This window comes from Bacillus sp. TH50, assembly GCF_016650565.1.
In the GTDB taxonomy this organism is placed as follows: Bacteria; Bacillota; Bacilli; order Bacillales; family Bacillaceae_G; genus Bacillus_A; species Bacillus_A mycoides.
In genome coordinates, this window is the sequence record NZ_JAEKFM010000003.1 from 318,273 (window position 1) to 334,993 (window position 16,721).

Below are 16,721 nucleotides of genomic sequence, written 5' to 3' on the forward strand. Positions count from 1 at the left end.
CTTTGATGAATATTCTAGATTAATACAAAAAGACGACGCTGAATACGTCGTCTTTTTTATAAGCAGAAAAGTTAACTCTCAAACTTCCTTTTTTTGCATCAAAGCCCATCATCTTTCATTTCATTTTGAGGTAAAGCTTACACTGTTTTCCATAAGGATAAAGCAAAAATCCAGTTTGGATCCCCATGTCCTTCATAATTCTGGACTGCTTCATACACTTTTCCCTCGTGTAAAACTTTATCTCCCTTTTTATATGCTTTCTTTGCATCCCACGCTTCATATGAAGCGCTTTCAGTTTTTGTAGTAATTGTGAACGTATCACTTTGTACGGATTCATTTCCAACTACATCCACTGCTTTCACTGCATATTTATAAGTAGTATTAGCGAGTAAATTTTTATCCATATAAGAAGTCGTATTGGATGTTGCAATTTTTTTCATTGTTCCTTCTATTTCTCTATAAATATCGTAATAGTCTACACCAACGTTATCATCAGATGGACTCCACATTAGATCCACACTTGACGCTGTTGTTCCCATGCTATGTAATCCTTTTGGTTGTGTTGGTGCTTCTGTATCAGGAGCCTCAACTGTTGTTTTCACTGTAAGCGCTGTACTTTCTTTCGATACATTGCCAGCTGTGTCAATTGCTTTTACAGTATAAGTGTATTCTGTACTTGGTTTTAATTGTTTATTAATAAAATGAGTGCCTAGTACAGTGTCAATCATCTCTCCGTTATGGAAAACTTGATATCCTTTCACCCCTACATTATCCGTAGAAGTGTTCCATGTTAGTTCTATACTATTTGCTGTTACTTTTTGCGCCTGAAGTCCATTTGGAATACTTGGAGCTTCTGTGTCTGGTTTCACATTGTTGATGAGGTTAACATCAATTACATTATAGAATGCATTTACTGTATCAGCTACATCCCATACTGCTAAAATTACATGATATCCACTACGGTCAGTAGGTACATTGATTTTGTGAGTTAAATTATTTGAAGCTGCAGAACCATCATGTTGTACAGTGCCAATTGGCTCAAAGTCCGCTCTTGTTAGTGCTTTATTTGGATTCCATCCTTTTTTTGTAATATAGTAATGCCATTTGCTTGTTAAGTGAGGCGCTGTATACTTCCAAGTAAATGTATTTTCCCCACCTGTGATTGTATTTTTAAACCAACGATTTGCTGCTTGTTGATCTAAAATACCGCCAAATTTTCCACCTGCAGAAGCGATTTGCCCATCAACTGGGCCAATTTGTGGGAATCCTTTTGGAGCTTCTAAACTTTGTGGTTCATACATAACACTTCCGCAGTTTACATTTAGAGCACCATAAGTTGGACTACATAAAGCAGAACGGCTACCAGGCTTTTCAACAAAGCCGTGCGCGTATGCATTTTGAGGAATAAGTGTCGTTCCGATAATTCCAGCTGTTAATGCAACAGCTCCAATACTTTTTTTGTTCATTTTCAAGTTTTGTAGTTGTTTTAAAAATCGATTATTCATGTTCCTGTCCCCTTCTTGTTATACTTCGTAGTGTAATGTGGGCTTTGATGTAAAAGAATAACAAGAGTCAATCTTATTTCGTGTATGCGTAAATATGCATACACCGTCGTAAAGAAACATTTCATTTCTTGTGAAATATTTCACTTACTGAATATATCATGACATAGAAATCACTTAAATGTGTGCAGAAGTTGTGCAGAAACAGTGAAATTACTACTAACACGTAAAACTACATCCTAAATTTATAAAGTAAAAGTGAGCAATAGAAATTGTAGTACTTGTAATGAAAAATTTTAGGTATATATATGGATGAATTGTACCAAGTCGTCTTGAAACCCTTCATCGTTAACTTAAAACGCATGGCAATGTGAGATCACATTATTTTAAAACAACGTGCCATCTCCATTTTCCATATATCTTTCTATCAATACTTTGAAATTACTTATCACTTGTAAACATTTCCGAATCCGTCAATATAGTTTCATAAAACTTATCATATTCTTCACTGTATTGAAGTTTTAACTTTTCTATTAAACTTGTATCTGGTGAAATAATATCAATTACGTCTGTACTTATATACAATAAATAAGTATCGTTATAAAAAGAAATATACGCTTGCTGACCACCATTAACGACATACTTGCAATACTTATATACTTCATCTTCATGTACACCTTTAATCGTAGTAAATATGATTGTACTTTCAAGATCATCAACGTCTACTTTCGTTTCTGCCCAATTCTTAATCTTCATGAACCTTCCAATTTTTGTTTTCTCATTTATTCTCTTACTTTTACCATATGTTATGTAACCGGAAATAAATGAAACATCAATTGTATCAGGACTTTTAAAAAGTTCAGTCAAAATCCCTCTTAACCCTCTCAAATTACCCTCAAATAATTCTATATCGAATCTAATTCTATTTTTCGCCTCCACTTGAAAAAATGGTGTAGCTGTCATGTCAGAAAAATTTACATCTAGTATTTTCATTCTTTCCATTTCATCAATTCCTCGCTTCATATAACATAAAAGTGTCTATATCATTTAATATAGACACTCTTTCACATGTATAGTTTTAATAACAGCCTGTAAATTTAAAAATTTCATCAACTGCTTGCTTATACCCACCTGATTTTCGGAGAGACTCCTTCAAATTCAAAGCAGCTTCTTTACATGACGGATTATTTAATACTATTTCTACACTTTCACTTAGTTGATCCGCAGTTAATCCTTGCATTTGCAATTTAACTCCTGCCCCGAGACTCTCCACTTGCTTTGCGATTACTGGCTGATCTGCACTTTGCGGAATTACAACGAGTGGAACACCGTTATATATCCCTTCATGCGTACTGTTCATACCGCCGTGTGTAATAAATAGTTTCGTATATTTGAGAAGTTCAGTTTGTGGTACATAGTTTTTCACAATGAAGTTTTTAGGGATATTACCTAAATCACTTATTTCCGTTTTGTTGCCAATAGACATAACAATTGTATGCTTACTATTCTCGAACGCCTTCATACAAAGTTTATAAAAATCAAGCGCTTCATTAAAAACAGTACCTAATGAAATGTAAATCAGGCTTTTTTCTTCAATTGAAGTGTAATCAAAACCTTCATTTTTCACTTGTGTAGAGATAGATGGACCCACAAATTTGAATGTTTCATTAAATGTATCCCCAAAAGGTTGGAACTCCTTAATTGTATACACAATAGTAAGTGAAGCTGGATTACAGAAAACTTCATACGGTGAGTTTATATTAACACCATATTTTTCTGTAATTCCATTAGTTAAGTTTTCAAAATCATTATGTATTCTATCCTGAACTTCCAGTGGGATATTTTTAGAAAGATGGTCTAACATTTGTTTAAATGATTTTTCATCTTGTGCAAAAGATGTGCATGAATTTATGGCTGGAAGATTAAGAATTTGGGCAATTAAGCGACCACAGCCAAACATCGAATCATGAATAATATAATCAAAATGTTCTCCTTCAATTTGTTCTAGAACACTCGGTATAATAACATCTGCTGTATGTAAAAGACCATTTATTCTTTCCTGTAAATAATTCCGACCACCGGAAAGAAATGCTTGTATAAATTTTTGATCATCAATCGTTCGTACAGTAGCACCTGTCTTCTCAATACGCTCCCTGAAAGCCTCTATTGAAAAATAAACTACCTCTTCACCGCGAGAAATCAGTTCTTCTACAACATGTAATGTTGGATTTATATGTCCTTCTGATCCAGCGTTAATGAATAAAACACGTGCCATTCAAAACACTCCTTAAATTTTAAAATTTCTATGTTGTAAAGAATATGGATACTTTCCATACTCTTTACGGAGTTATATGTATCATTTTCCTGCTAAATTGACCTAGCAAGCCTAAAACCGAGATCATCTATATGAAATGTAGGATGACTACGACGGCGACAAGTAGCACCGCACCCTCTCGCTTCTTCAGCCCAGCTACCGCCTCGGAAAATTCGGTACGATCCATATACCTTTTCATCATACAAATCATAACACCATTCCCAAACGTTCCCTAACATATCATATACTCCCCATGCATTCGGTTCTTTTTTACCGACCTCATGAATTTTCCCATCCGAGTTTTTATTATACCAAGCTATCTTATCAAGTTCTCCATATGTATACCCAGTAGTCCCTGCTTTACATGCATATTGCCACTCTGCCTCAGAAGGTAATCGGTAGCCGTTGGACTCTACATTACAACTAACCTTTTGACCGCCATCACTAATAGAATAATATTCTTTTAATCCCGCTTTTTTTGAAAGTAAATTACAAAATATAATCACATCATTCCAAGAAGTATTAACAACGGGTTTATGATTGCCTAGAAAAGAATTTGATGATTCATTTATAACAGTATAATATAATTCCATCGTTACAGTATATTGTGCAAGAAGAAACGGCTTAATTTGGGCCTTCCATTCTCTTTTAATTCGATCGTCTCTTAAAACTATCTCCCCTGCTGGGATTTTTACCATATAAGAATCAATCAAGCGAATTATTTCATTCAATATTATTCCTCCATTCAAAATGGAACATAATTTAATGTTTTTAATGCACCAATTTATACTTACTGCACTTCCTTTATGAATCGTTGAACCTCATTTGGTGTTTTTAAAATAATAATTCTTTTATCCTTATTGAATTGATCGATTCTTTTTAAAATTGCAGGTCTTTTCGACTTAGGATATTCCCATATCCATTTGAAAAATTGCAAGTCAAATCTTTCTTCACATCCAGCACCCATATCCGGTCTTGTTTTATTACGATATTGCACAATTCTTTTAAAAGCACGATAAACACATATTGTTCTATGAATATCAAGGAAGATAATTGTATCAGCTGCGTTAATTCTTATGTCCATTGTCCCGCCATAATTCCCATCAATAATCCACTTTTCCCCTTTAACTAATTCATTTTGAACCGTTCTTTGCTCCTCTTTCGGTACACCCTCCCAATTTGGTTTCCAAAATAGTGTATCAAGATGATGCACCTTAATATTTAGCTTATTACCTAACTGCCTTGCTAATGTGGATTTTCCTGAACCACCAGAACCTATTAATATTATTTTTTTCATAAATACCCCTTTTTACATCTTTTATTTCTTTCGTAGCATAAACTCACCAAGCATTCCTACTCCAACACCAATTGTGTAAGCCACTAAATCACTCCATAAAAATCCGTAACCTAATACGAGTCCACCTAAAGTCGTTGCTCGAATGCTATCTATCCATTCCGCATGGTACAATTGACTAATTTCAATCCCGTAGCAAAATATCAAACTAATAAAAGCTAATTTCCTCGTTTCTATTTTAGGAAACAAAAATCCAAATCCAATAAAAATCATTAATGCCCATAAAGCATCACCTAAGTACCCATTTAACAAATCTGGTAACGCAAAAGCAAACTTTCTTGAACTAAGACCTAAAATAATAACAACTATAGTAAACACCGCATATAGTAATCTATTTCGTTTCGTATTCATTTCAAAATCCCCTAATATATAATGTAAAACTGCAAATAGCTAGTAAAATATAATCATTTTACTAGCTATTTATAGTCGACTTCACTTTGTATTTAATCCAATAACTCTTGCTGCTTTTTCTTTGAAAATGATTGTAATACTAAATCATACGACCAATCTATCATTTTATTAATTTGTTCTTGCCCCACATCCTTATGTATGTACACTGTATTCCAATGCTTTTTATTCATATGATATCCAGGAATTATTGTTTCTGGGTAATCTTCTCTTATTCGTAAAGAGAGTTCTGGATCACATTTTAATGTAATCGCAGCTTTTTCCCCTTCTTCATGGTTCACTATCGCAAATATTTTATTATTGAGCCTCATACATGTTGCACTCCAGCCATCTGGAGAATCCTCTGTCGCTTTTCTTTTCGATAAACAATACGATCTTGTTGCATTCATTCTAATTGGCACCTCTTATTCTTTCACTATTTGATTACGCTGCATCACAATTTGCTTCGTCGCTTTAAATTGCTGTTCACCATAAAACTTTATTAGTTTCTCGCCGCAAAATAGACTTACAATATCAATATGAGATATCTCTCGAAGTAACATTGTAAGCATCTTCTCACCAATACCTTTATTTCTTACACTCTCATGTACGACAACATCTTCAATATACGCCCGAAAAACACCGTCAGTAACAACTCTAGCAAATCCAATTAATTCGTTTTCTTCCCATACTCCAATAGCTATACTATTCTTTAACATTTTTTCAATATCGACTTCTTTTCTTTCTGGCCACCAGCCTACAATACCGTAAAGTTTCTTTATTTTTTCTACACAGATTGGTTGTTCATGTTGTAATTTATACGTGTACATTTTTCCTCCCCTAAACTAGTGTACATAATATTATTATAATCTCTTTTCTAAAAAGTGTTGGCTATGCCCTTTAGGATGATCTTCAACAACACCATATTCTCGGTATCCGTGCTTTTTATAAAAATCTGGTGCTTGGAAACTAAATGAATCTAGTAAAATGAGTCTACATCCTTTTTCCATCGCAATTTCTTCTATTTCATGTAACAATTGACTACCATAACCATCATGACGAACAGATTCATCAACCCATAAAAAATCTATATGAAGATGATAAAAATACATCGTTCCTGTTACACCGCCAAAGATTTTTCCATCTTCATCTTTCACTACGAAGCTTACTTGTTCCATCGGTTGCTTTACTTCATCTGTTAAAATAGACATGTTATATTGAATTACTTTATTTTTAATGTATTCTCCTTCAGTGCGAGTGCCATTCTCTATGCTTTTCATATATTTCCTCCTTTCAACTTAGTAAGCTACATTTAATTTTTACTTCTTCTCTTTAATATACTAATGAATACAAATCCGCCATATGTAACAAAGCAAGAAAACCCAATTATCCCTGGTACAGAGACATAACCTGTTCTCACATAACTTATAACGGCAAAACTAGCGATTAATAATAAAATAGATGGCCAAAATATAAGAGCTGTTTTTCTTCGTCTCTGTTTCGATGTACTTTCTTTCTCCTCAGAAACACGTGTGCCAAAAAGCAAAACAATACAAATAAGAATCGCTGCAAAGTAAATAGTATCTAATGACAAAGTGTGATCGTATAGCGCAATTCCAACTTCAAGAGCAATAATTGTAAGGATTAAAATAATGATTGTTGAAGTCTTTAAGTTTCGCTTCAATCGCTCACCCCTAATATACTTTTACTGTATTCTTTGTATACGTACCTCAAAGCTTCTATAACGATTTCATCAACTTGTTTATTATCAGATCGATTAGGTAAATCTCTTCCCCCAATTACATAAAGAAACGGAAATTTATGAAACATTCCTATTATACCAATATTTATTATAGCGGTGGATAAACCACCTGTCATATGAGCTAAATGATAATACGGTATCCCTTCATAATCACCTTGTTGCCTTACCATTCCATTAATAATGGGTTCCCATAATTCTGGTTCTGATTTATATCCTTGAAAAATATGTACTAAAAGTGAAAGAACTTGATTTAACTCTCCGACATTTTGCTCATCTCTAGGGTTTTCCTGTATATGAATCTTTGAAAAGTACGTTAAAACATTTTCTCTGACAGTTTCCCATCCTCCGCAGTGCATAACAATTGACTGAGCTATACAGCTGTCGTGACATGCTATCATTACTTCAACCGCTTTACTAAGTGTTAATGTAGCTCTGTCTTGTAAGTGAGGATATAACTGCGCACTATCCTCATTTGGACTATACTTAATGTGATGAAGTGTATCACTCCAACTAATTAGTTTATCCTTTACCATCTTTGCTACTGTAAATCCAATTGCCACTTTTGCTGCTGATGCTAAAGGAACGTATAGCTCATTGTTATGGGTAGCAACTATATTTCCATTCTTTGTTGAATAAACAAGTATTCCAACTTGACCAATTTGTATTTCTTTTATTTTTCTAATGACAGCCTACATATTCATCCCTCTTCTTATATCGTTTTATCATCTTCTCAAAATTCGATATAGAATATAAGAATCCTTTTTTGTTAAATGATAATCATGAATACAATAAGAAAAAGATAGCATGAGATTTCTTCATACTATCTTTTGAAGTATATACAATTTCTTTTTAAAATTATTTTTACAGTAATAGATACAGCTATTCTTCAGTAGGATTTTTAGGACCATTAAGCTCCAATTGATAAAAAGCTAAATCTAGCCATCCATTGAACTTATAACCAGCCTTTTTTATTGTTCCCGAATAAACAAATCCGAAGTTTTTATGCATTGCAATGCTTTTTTCATTTTCCGCATCAATTCCAGCAATTAAGGTCATATATTCTCTTTCTTTTGCAATTGTAATTAATTCTTCCAGTAAAGAGGACCCAACTCCATTTTTTCTATATTCTTTATCAACATACACAGAATGTTCAACTGAATATTTATAGGCAGGCCATGCCCTAAAGGGGCCAAATGTCGCAAATCCTACTACTTTATTATCTAGCTCGTAGACTAAAATTGGATAGCCATCAGCCTTTTTTTGTTCATACCAACCTATTCTATTTTCAAGGGTTACAGGTTTGTACGCATATACAGCTGTTGAATTAAGGATTGCATCATTATAAATATCTAAAATAAATGTTACATCTTTTTTCATTGCTTCCCTTATCATTGTTTTCTTCCTTTCATAATGATCTTTCTCTGTACCTTTCTTTCAACTGATCTACCTATTAATAATACAAACTTATTTTTACAACCGAATTCTAGATTTTCGAAAACCATCAATTGCATTTAGTACCGCAGATAATATGAAGATAATTATCCCTCCACCAATTAACCACGTTTTAAATTCCTCTGGAGAAATTGTAAACACATTTGCCACATACGTAATGAATCCTTCGTTAAATAAATGAGGATTTACTACGATTACAATGAATACTATTGTTGCAGCTAACTGTAGGATTGCATTCCCAATTGCCAATTTTTGCGTCCATTGTCCTTGCACTAACTTATAAAGAGATATACCTATTTCGAAAACGATCATAATTACAACGATTGGCCAATACTGAAGTAAAACATCTTGATTGAAAGTTGGTGCGACAAACTTCAATCCATTTGCCGTACCATTATATACGCCAACAAGATAATTCGCATAAAAGTAAAGTGTAGCCCACACTGCCGTCCACATCAAACCTCCAAAAACTTCAAACTTTGAAATTGACTTTTTCTTTGGCACATACGAGATATTTTTCAAATCATCAGGTGTCCATTTTTTTAAACTTGTCGTCAACGGTTGGGTGCTTTTGTCTTTATCTGTTCTTTCTAAAATAGCAAATACAAGTGTCAACCAGAAAAATACATGGAGGCCTACTTCGACAATTTCCCCAATGCCTTTACCTATCAATTGTAAAATAACATTCAATACTGCCTGATCACCAGTATAGCCTATAAAATTTTCTGCAACCATTGAAATGAGTGCGATAACAGCTGCAATTGGTAGGATCATTTTTAATAATGTCGTATATACATCAAAATAACGTGGTCCAATTAAATGCATCGGTCTATCCAAATACCCATTAGCCAACGAAACTGGGCTCCCCAATTTTTCAAGGACACTCTTTACATCTTCCTCATTGTACTCATCAGGTAACATATCCTCTATTGTCGACCGTAGTTCAAGCGTAATATCTTCACGATTTTTTTCAGGTAATCTCTTCGCAACTTCATGGACGTACATATCAATCAAACTCATTCTCGTCCTCCTCCTTTAATAGGTTATAAAGCTCTTTTGAATCCTTTATCCACTCCTTTTTCAATTGTAAAAATATCTCTAATCCATATTCACTTAAAACATAATACTTACGAGGTCTACTCTCCGTTTTATCCCAACTACTCGTCACTAGCTCCTGCTTTTCTAATCGGCGAAGTAGTGGATATAAAGTACTTTGATCTATCATGATTCCTGATTGCTCCAATAATTGGACAAGCGAATATCCATATTGCGGCGTTCTTAGTTGACTTAAAACCGCTAATGTCAATGTCCCTCTCCTTAGCTCAGTAATTAATGAATTTAATAAAGTATCCATTCACCCACCTCATTTCCATTACTATATGTCATACAGTATGTGTTTTATACTATGTATCGTACAGTATTAGTGTGACAAAAACAATAATTTTCCAAAAAATATATACAATAAAAAGCACAAACTATCTAATTTGCGCTTTTCTAGCTAACTTAAATACCTATAACACTCTTAACTTTGTCCCTCTGGTAATAAAAAATCTCCCTTTTCTTTAAAAAATGGAGCAACACCTACAATTGCCTCAAAATTGATTACTCCATATACATGCGGGTATTCTTGACCGTTAGAAGCAAGTTCATATTTTATTTCTGCTTTTACTAGGGATGGATCAATTGTAAGTAATAAAACATCTTCTTCATGACTGAAATATGTTTCCGCAACTATTAAAGCTTGGTCTAATAATGAACAATGAATGAACCCCTCTTCTTTAAGTGAGGCTTCATTAATCTCTCTAGTTGTTTTTGCGATTTCCCAATTCCTTTTTGTTATTACTTTTGTAATCATATCCATTCCCCCTATATCTTTATATAGAAAAAAAGAGGTTTTTCTGTTTATTACTAGAAAATCCTCTTTTTACGTTTATTTTAATTCCTTAATTAAAGGTGACGCTTCCCCACTATGGAAAATCCATAAATCATGAAGCGATCTCGTACATCCGACATACAATAATTTCGCATCATGTTTTGTATTTTTGTAATGTTCCTCATCAACGTCGATTAGAAGTACGGCATCAAATTCTAATCCTTTCGCCAAATATACAGGTACTACCGAAATACCACCTTCATATTTGCTTTGATCTGCTTCAATGACATTAACAGTCCACCCTCCATTTGTTAACTTCTCATATATATCACGGCATTCATCGTCTGTTCTTCCAATTACCGCGATTGTTTTCACATCTTCAGTTTGCAAATGCTGTAATGTCTTTAAAACTTCAGTAAATTGGTCCTCTGCCGAAATTACTTTCACGTCTTCACCGCTACGGAAAACTGGAGTTGCGAGTCCCACTGGAATCTCTGCATTTTTAATTATTTCATTCGCGAATTCAATAATTTCTTTTGTAGAACGATAACTTCTCGTCAATTCATAATAACCTGTTTCTTGGAATACTTCCTTAAAAGCACCCCAGTCTTCAATTCCTTGATAATCATAAATCGCTTGAGATAAATCACCTAATATAGTGAAAGAATTACCTAGTGTAATTTCTTTTAATACATATACTTGGAATGGCGAGAAATCTTGCGCTTCATCAATAACGACGTGATGGAACTTTTGTCCAATTTCAATTCCTGTTATGCGATGTTGTATGTAAATTAAAGCTGGTAAGTCTTCTACATACACTTCTTTTTTACGACAATTCTTTTCTGTTTCTTGAACAAGTTCTTCAGGTAATACTTCGAGTATTTCTTTACTCTTTATCATTGAATTATATATTGAAAGCGGGCTCATTTTCGGCCAAAAATTCATATATGTGTTCAATCTCTTTGTCGCTTCTTTTTTTAGTAATTTTTTCTCGTTTGTTTCTCCAAACTTTTTAAGCTCAATTTCAATCCAGCGCTTCATACGGCCGACTAAACGTTCTCTTCTTTTCTTTAATGGATAGTGTTTATATTCAACCTGCATCCATTTTTTAACGTCTTCCACTGGAATAACAGCTTTATCCCATGCCTCAAAATCTTTTGTTGGCACTAAATCTTTTTCAAATTGAATCATTCTTTCTTCAATAAACGACTTAAATTCCAGCGTGCCTTTCAATTTACCTAGCATAACCTTTTTTTCATCGCGATTAATTGAGAAAGCTTCTTTCAATTTTTCTTCTGTCTGCTTCAGTTTCACCGAACCATCTAACGTACGTAATGCCCAATCTGGAAACGTTGTTTGACTAATATTTCCTACACCTAACTCAGGAAGTACACTTGAAATATAGTCTAAAAACAAACTGTTTGGAGCGAATACGATCATTCTCTCCGCTTCAAGTTGTTCACGATATTCATAAATTAAAAAAGCAAGGCGATGTAAAGCGATCGTTGTTTTTCCACTCCCTGCAACCCCTTGAATTAATAACGGTAAGTTTCTTTCCGCGCGAATAATATCATTTTGCTCCGATTGTATAGTCGAAACGATATCTTTCAATTTGTTATCTTTATTCTCACCTAATCGATATAGAAGAAAATCATCAGCATGTGAGACATCTTCATTTCCTTTCACATATGTATCAACAACACGTTCTAGTTCTCTCTTTCGAATCGAAATGTTTCGTTTTAAATAAACATCGCCTTCTACTAATCCGTCTGGTGAATGATAAAATGCTAATTCTTCACCACCGGTAAATGAATAAAACATACTTGCGACAGGTGCACGCCAATCAATTACAATTGGTTTCATCGTATCTTTATCCGAAACACCTACTTTACCGATGTAAATCGGCATTACGTCTTCCTTGCCATCCTCCTGAAAGTCTAATCTTCCAAAATACGGCTCATGTACACCAATACGTAAGCTTTGTCTATTAGACTCCCTCATACTTTCAAGAATTTGCTCTTTAAAATCTTCTCCATAATAAACCGGGATTTTTTCAAGCTGTTCTAATTGATCATCCATCGTACTTAAAGTATCTTTCATTTTTTGTAACTCTTCGTCAAAAATGTTGTTCATTTGATGATTCCCTCCTGTCCGTTCCAATTTTTTCAGTCGAAATATAATTTTATTAAAAATCCATTCATAAAGTCAATAGTTTTAGTAAGAATTTTCTAAATTAAAAAAGAGTAGAGATTAATCCCTACTCTTCCTTACTTTAATTCGATATGCCAAACATTCATTTAATGTTGCCAATTCTTTATATTTTCGTTTTTCAAAATCATATGCTCCCCCAGGGAAGAATCCCATAATACTTAAACCAGCTTCAGCACATAGATTGCTAATCTCATCTACCGTATAACATCGTAAAGACTGTGTTACTACATCATTTGGATAATTAGGGTCCCACCAATGATCTAACATTCTTTCATTTATACTATCATATTCGTATTTTCGTATAGCTGCACTTAAGGACATTTCTTGTCCACTTACTTTTTTCCAATACAATGGTTGATAAATATCAATAAGTGCACATCCATCATCCTTCATCCAATTTTTAATCCGTTTTAATAGAATCAATTGCTCATCATCTGTTCCTACACCAAATCCGTCTAAATAACTAACAACATCAAACTTTTCTTCAAAGTTAATTTTATAAAAATCAGCGCAATGAATATCTATATAATTAGTAGAATGTTCTTTTGCAAACATAACTAACTCTGGTACAAGTTCAACCGTAGTCATTTTCACTTGTAACCTAGACATCGCCCTTGCAAATCTACCATTTCCTGCTCCTAATTCTAACATCGTTTGAAATGGATGACCAACTTGTTCTTGAACTTCTTTAGCAACCTGCTCTAACCAGCTTTCTGTATTGATATCGTAATTCGACAGTTCGAATTGTTTTTGGTAAAATCCCTTCACATTTAATTCGTTCATTATTATTCTCCTCCTGCACTAGATTTTTCTGCTACAGGTGAGAAACTAAATTTCTGACACCCATGAAAAAAACCATTTTTATTTCTCTATATTTATTATTTATCAAAATAATAAGAATTTTGAAATTACCAATATAAAAAGCAGATAATGGTCGATTCCACTATCTGCTCTATAGCTGCTTCTATTTTCCTTGTTGATACTCCACCCAATCACCAGAAATGATAACTTTCTTTAGCATCTCTTTATCTTGAGCAATATACACAAATGCACGTATTTCTCTATCACCTAAATAAATCGTTTCGGTGATTCGGTCATATAAATCACTCTCTGTATTACCTGTGTATTCTTCAAGTTCATCTAACTTTTGCAGAACATCATCATTTACTTCATAAACTTCTCCGTATACTTTGTCCTCATTTGAACAAATCATCGCAGGGTACCCTTCGTATGTATCAAATAATTTACCATACGTCCATGCTTCGTCTGCGATGCATATTGCACCTTGCATAAAATGAGCATTCGTTTGCTCTTTTCTTAACGTGCCATACACGAAAACGTGATGCATAAATCCCTATCCCCTTTATATGTCTCTACTTTCTAATTTGTAAATAAGCACGAATCATAAAGTAACTCACTTCATTTGGAAGTTGGTCCTTAATCGATTTCAGACCACCCTCTGCATTTTGCACGGCAGTTTCAATCAGTGATTCATATTCTGCAGGAACAAAACTGTTCCAGTCTACTTCCATTCCATCTTCAAAGCAGCGAATTAAATGATTTTCAATTGTTTGTCTTGATAAGCTACGTTCTTTAGCAATTTCATCTAGATCAATGCCTTGTTTATACATTTCATACGTTTCTAAATGAGAATTCGCTGACGCTTTTCCTGATTTTTTACTCTCTGAAACAACTTCAGTCTTAATTGTTTCCGCATAGTTTGGGTTATCCTCAATAAAGTGCTGAACTGCTTGTAAGAAGTGAGACCCGTACTTCACAAGTTTGTGTTCTCCGATTCCTTTTACAGTTAGGAGTTCGGAGTCACTTTGTGGCATTTTCGCACACATATCTTTTAACGTTTGGTCAGAGAAAATAACGAACGGCGGTACACCTTCTCCTTGTGCAATTTCTTTACGCACTTCACGAAGCACTTCAAATAAAGGATGGTCTTGAACAATTTGTCTCGTTTCTACTCGTTCTTTGCGTAAAACATTCTCTTTACCAAGTAATATTTCTTTTCCTTTTTCCGTTACTTTTAATGTTGGATACGTACCATGTTCAACTGCAATTAACTCATCTGAAATTAAAAACTCAATAAACTCACTGACTTCTTTTACACTACGGTTTGATAAAAGACCGTACGTTGGCAAAGTATGAAAATTAAATTCAATGACTTTCTTATTTTTAGATCCAGTTAATACTTGTGCAATCATTTGCTTTCCGAATCGTTGGTTCGTCCTAATCATACAAGATAGTACCATTTGGGATTCTCTCGTCACATCGATACTTTCACGGTCGTCCGTACAATTACCGCAGCGACCACAATCTTCCTTCGGCTCTTCTCCGAAGTATTGCAAAATAAATGATTGTAAACATTGTTCTGTATGACAGTAATCGGTCATATTTTGGAGTTTTTCAAGCTCATTTGAAAAACGTGATTCTCCAGTTGATTGATCGATTAAAAAGCGTTGTACTTGCACATCTTGAGAAGAATATAACAAAATACATTCACTATCTAATCCATCACGACCAGCACGTCCTGCTTCTTGATAGTAACTTTCCATATTTTTTGGAAGTTGATAATGGATAACGTAACGTATATTCGATTTATCTATACCCATTCCAAATGCAGATGTTGCCACCATAACACTTATTTCATCTCGTAAAAAGAGTCCTTGCTGTTCATTTCGATCGTGGTCGCTCATACCAGCATGATATTTCGATACAGAAACTCCTGCTTTCCCTAAATCTTCATATAACTGATCGACAACTTTTCTTGTAGCTGCATATATAATCCCAGATTCCTTCTGATTTTGACGAATATAATCCGCTAAATAAGCATTACGATCCTGTCCTTTAATGACAGAGAATGATAAGTTCTCGCGCTCAAACGTTGTCATAATCGTGTTTTCTTGATTAATTCCAAGCGTGTTGCAAATATCTTCACGAACTTGTGGTGTTGCCGTAGCAGTTAACGCTAATACGAGCGGCTTTTCTGGAAGATAATCTAATATGCGATGTATATGTAAATAACTAGGACGGAAATCATGTCCCCACTGCGAAATACAGTGCGCCTCATCAATTGCAATCATCGGGATTTTCATATCGATAAGTTGATCAACAAATTCCATTGAATCAAGACGCTCAGGCGCCACATAAAGTAACTTATAATGGCCTTGTTTCGCTAATTGAATTCGTTGATTTGCTTCTGTAATAGAAATAGAACTATTAATATAAGTAGCGGAAATACCGTTTTGTACTAATGTATCTACTTGGTCTTTCATAAGTGAAATCAAAGGTGAAATAACTAATGTCGTTCCTTCGAATACTAATGCGGGAATTTGATAACAAATTGACTTACCACCACCCGTAGGCATAATACAGACTGTATCTTTCCCATCTAATACATTTTTAATTGTTTCATCTTGTCCTCTTCGGAATGACGAATAACCGAAATAAGACGCTAAAAGTTCTTGTGCTTTTGTAAACAAAAAAGAGTCACCTGCTTTTCTTTATCTTTCATCTATTCCCATTATATCATCAAACTGATTCTCGCCACTTTGAATTTTATAAGTATTTGAGTTCTATTTGCTTCCTACGTTTTCCAACATAAAAAAAACAAATCTAGTACACAAGAAGAAAGAATTTCAAAATAAATATTCATTTAATTTACCTTCCTAGAATACTACTAATCGTATACATATGAATTTGAGGAGGTTAAATTATGAAGAGTCGTTACAATAATTCCAACAAACCTAAAGCATCAAATAAACAACTCCAATTCTCTAATAATGATGCGTGGAAATATGAATCATTTTATAAGTATCAGCCCTTATTTTCTTATAGCAAGCTTATGAATTTCCTTT

At 34.0% G+C, this 16,721-nt stretch carries 19 protein-coding genes; all 19 read right to left on the reverse strand.

What is annotated here, in order from left to right; genetic code table 11:
- Window positions 1-137 precede the first annotated feature (137 nt).
- The gene (locus JFU23_RS01650; protein WP_201031181.1) at window positions 138-1,505 is read right to left on the reverse strand and encodes a lytic polysaccharide monooxygenase; all 1,368 of its coding nucleotides are present in this window, start codon (window positions 1,503-1,505) and stop codon (window positions 138-140) included.
- Between the two features lie 438 nt (window positions 1,506-1,943).
- Window positions 1,944-2,504 carry a phosphatase gene (locus tag JFU23_RS01655; protein ID WP_201031182.1) on the reverse strand — a complete coding sequence of 187 codons (561 nt, stop codon included), beginning with the start codon at window positions 2,502-2,504 and terminating at the stop codon, window positions 1,944-1,946.
- 76 nt (window positions 2,505-2,580) lie between these two features.
- Window positions 2,581-3,777, reverse strand: coding sequence for a macrolide family glycosyltransferase (locus tag JFU23_RS01660; RefSeq protein ID WP_201031183.1), 1,197 nt, complete (start codon window positions 3,775-3,777; stop codon window positions 2,581-2,583).
- A 92-nt stretch (window positions 3,778-3,869) separates the two neighbouring features.
- Entirely contained in the window at window positions 3,870-4,547 is a 678-nt protein-coding gene (locus tag JFU23_RS01665; RefSeq protein ID WP_033715781.1) for a formylglycine-generating enzyme family protein, read from the reverse strand.
- 59 nt (window positions 4,548-4,606) lie between these two features.
- Window positions 4,607-5,113 carry a DNA topology modulation protein gene (locus JFU23_RS01670; protein WP_201031184.1) on the reverse strand — a complete coding sequence of 169 codons (507 nt, stop codon included), beginning with the start codon at window positions 5,111-5,113 and terminating at the stop codon, window positions 4,607-4,609.
- A 21-nt stretch (window positions 5,114-5,134) separates the two neighbouring features.
- Complete coding sequence (locus JFU23_RS01675; RefSeq protein WP_002032651.1) at window positions 5,135-5,521, reverse strand: ribosomal maturation YjgA family protein; 387 nt, start codon at window positions 5,519-5,521, stop codon at window positions 5,135-5,137.
- A gap of 92 nt (window positions 5,522-5,613) precedes the next feature.
- Window positions 5,614-5,967 (reverse strand): MmcQ/YjbR family DNA-binding protein, encoded by a 354-nt coding sequence (locus JFU23_RS01680; protein WP_085311530.1) that lies wholly within the window; start codon window positions 5,965-5,967, stop codon window positions 5,614-5,616.
- A 15-nt stretch (window positions 5,968-5,982) separates the two neighbouring features.
- A complete protein-coding gene (locus JFU23_RS01685; protein ID WP_137059767.1) occupies window positions 5,983-6,387 on the reverse strand; it encodes a GNAT family N-acetyltransferase in 405 nt (134 codons plus the stop codon).
- 33 nt (window positions 6,388-6,420) lie between these two features.
- Window positions 6,421-6,837: a GNAT family N-acetyltransferase gene (locus JFU23_RS01690; RefSeq protein ID WP_137059768.1), complete on the reverse strand. Its 417-nt coding sequence runs from the start codon at window positions 6,835-6,837 to the stop codon at window positions 6,421-6,423.
- A gap of 32 nt (window positions 6,838-6,869) precedes the next feature.
- The gene (locus JFU23_RS01695; RefSeq protein WP_201031185.1) at window positions 6,870-7,241 is read right to left on the reverse strand and encodes a hypothetical protein; all 372 of its coding nucleotides are present in this window, start codon (window positions 7,239-7,241) and stop codon (window positions 6,870-6,872) included.
- Complete coding sequence (locus JFU23_RS01700) at window positions 7,238-8,002, reverse strand: serine hydrolase (protein WP_307838360.1); 765 nt, start codon at window positions 8,000-8,002, stop codon at window positions 7,238-7,240. Before JFU23_RS01700 ends, JFU23_RS01695 begins: the two co-directional genes overlap by 4 nt.
- A gap of 196 nt (window positions 8,003-8,198) precedes the next feature.
- On the reverse strand, window positions 8,199-8,711 hold the full coding sequence (locus tag JFU23_RS01705; RefSeq protein WP_201031186.1) for a GNAT family N-acetyltransferase: 513 nt from the start codon (window positions 8,709-8,711) through the stop codon (window positions 8,199-8,201).
- A 78-nt stretch (window positions 8,712-8,789) separates the two neighbouring features.
- Window positions 8,790-9,791, reverse strand: coding sequence for an HAAS signaling domain-containing protein (locus JFU23_RS01710; protein ID WP_201031187.1), 1,002 nt, complete (start codon window positions 9,789-9,791; stop codon window positions 8,790-8,792).
- Window positions 9,778-10,125 carry a PadR family transcriptional regulator gene (locus tag JFU23_RS01715; protein ID WP_002085093.1) on the reverse strand — a complete coding sequence of 116 codons (348 nt, stop codon included), beginning with the start codon at window positions 10,123-10,125 and terminating at the stop codon, window positions 9,778-9,780. The genes JFU23_RS01710 and JFU23_RS01715 overlap by 14 nt, the downstream gene beginning before the upstream one ends.
- Before the next feature lie 168 nt (window positions 10,126-10,293).
- Window positions 10,294-10,626 carry a DUF952 domain-containing protein gene (locus JFU23_RS01720; RefSeq protein ID WP_201031188.1) on the reverse strand — a complete coding sequence of 111 codons (333 nt, stop codon included), beginning with the start codon at window positions 10,624-10,626 and terminating at the stop codon, window positions 10,294-10,296.
- Between the two features lie 75 nt (window positions 10,627-10,701).
- Window positions 10,702-12,777 (reverse strand): HelD family protein, encoded by a 2,076-nt coding sequence (locus JFU23_RS01725; RefSeq protein WP_201031189.1) that lies wholly within the window; start codon window positions 12,775-12,777, stop codon window positions 10,702-10,704.
- Window positions 12,778-12,894: 117 nt separating this feature from the next.
- The gene (locus tag JFU23_RS01730; protein ID WP_201031190.1) at window positions 12,895-13,638 is read right to left on the reverse strand and encodes a class I SAM-dependent methyltransferase; all 744 of its coding nucleotides are present in this window, start codon (window positions 13,636-13,638) and stop codon (window positions 12,895-12,897) included.
- Between the two features lie 181 nt (window positions 13,639-13,819).
- On the reverse strand, window positions 13,820-14,203 hold the full coding sequence (locus JFU23_RS01735) for a gamma-glutamylcyclotransferase family protein (RefSeq protein ID WP_002127749.1): 384 nt from the start codon (window positions 14,201-14,203) through the stop codon (window positions 13,820-13,822).
- A 25-nt stretch (window positions 14,204-14,228) separates the two neighbouring features.
- Window positions 14,229-16,346 (reverse strand): DNA helicase RecQ, encoded by a 2,118-nt coding sequence (recQ, locus tag JFU23_RS01740; protein ID WP_201031191.1) that lies wholly within the window; start codon window positions 16,344-16,346, stop codon window positions 14,229-14,231.
- Window positions 16,347-16,721: the final 375 nt, after the last annotated feature.

Coding starts and splice junctions, on each gene's coding strand:
- JFU23_RS01650 (WP_201031181.1), bottom strand. CDS start 1,505: ATGAATAATCGATTTTTAAAACAACTACAAAACTTGAAAATGAACAAA.
- JFU23_RS01655 (WP_201031182.1), bottom strand. CDS start 2,504: ATGGAAAGAATGAAAATACTAGATGTAAATTTTTCTGACATGACAGCT.
- JFU23_RS01660 (WP_201031183.1), bottom strand. CDS start 3,777: ATGGCACGTGTTTTATTCATTAACGCTGGATCAGAAGGACATATAAAT.
- JFU23_RS01670 (WP_201031184.1), bottom strand. CDS start 5,113: ATGAAAAAAATAATATTAATAGGTTCTGGTGGTTCAGGAAAATCCACA.
- JFU23_RS01675 (WP_002032651.1), bottom strand. CDS start 5,521: ATGAATACGAAACGAAATAGATTACTATATGCGGTGTTTACTATAGTT.
- JFU23_RS01680 (WP_085311530.1), bottom strand. CDS start 5,967: ATGAATGCAACAAGATCGTATTGTTTATCGAAAAGAAAAGCGACAGAG.
- JFU23_RS01685 (WP_137059767.1), bottom strand. CDS start 6,387: ATGTACACGTATAAATTACAACATGAACAACCAATCTGTGTAGAAAAA.
- JFU23_RS01690 (WP_137059768.1), bottom strand. CDS start 6,837: ATGAAAAGCATAGAGAATGGCACTCGCACTGAAGGAGAATACATTAAA.
- JFU23_RS01705 (WP_201031186.1), bottom strand. CDS start 8,711: ATGATAAGGGAAGCAATGAAAAAAGATGTAACATTTATTTTAGATATT.
- JFU23_RS01710 (WP_201031187.1), bottom strand. CDS start 9,791: ATGAGTTTGATTGATATGTACGTCCATGAAGTTGCGAAGAGATTACCT.
- JFU23_RS01715 (WP_002085093.1), bottom strand. CDS start 10,125: ATGGATACTTTATTAAATTCATTAATTACTGAGCTAAGGAGAGGGACA.
- JFU23_RS01720 (WP_201031188.1), bottom strand. CDS start 10,626: ATGATTACAAAAGTAATAACAAAAAGGAATTGGGAAATCGCAAAAACA.
- JFU23_RS01725 (WP_201031189.1), bottom strand. CDS start 12,777: ATGAACAACATTTTTGACGAAGAGTTACAAAAAATGAAAGATACTTTA.
- JFU23_RS01730 (WP_201031190.1), bottom strand. CDS start 13,638: ATGAACGAATTAAATGTGAAGGGATTTTACCAAAAACAATTCGAACTG.
- JFU23_RS01735 (WP_002127749.1), bottom strand. CDS start 14,203: ATGCATCACGTTTTCGTGTATGGCACGTTAAGAAAAGAGCAAACGAAT.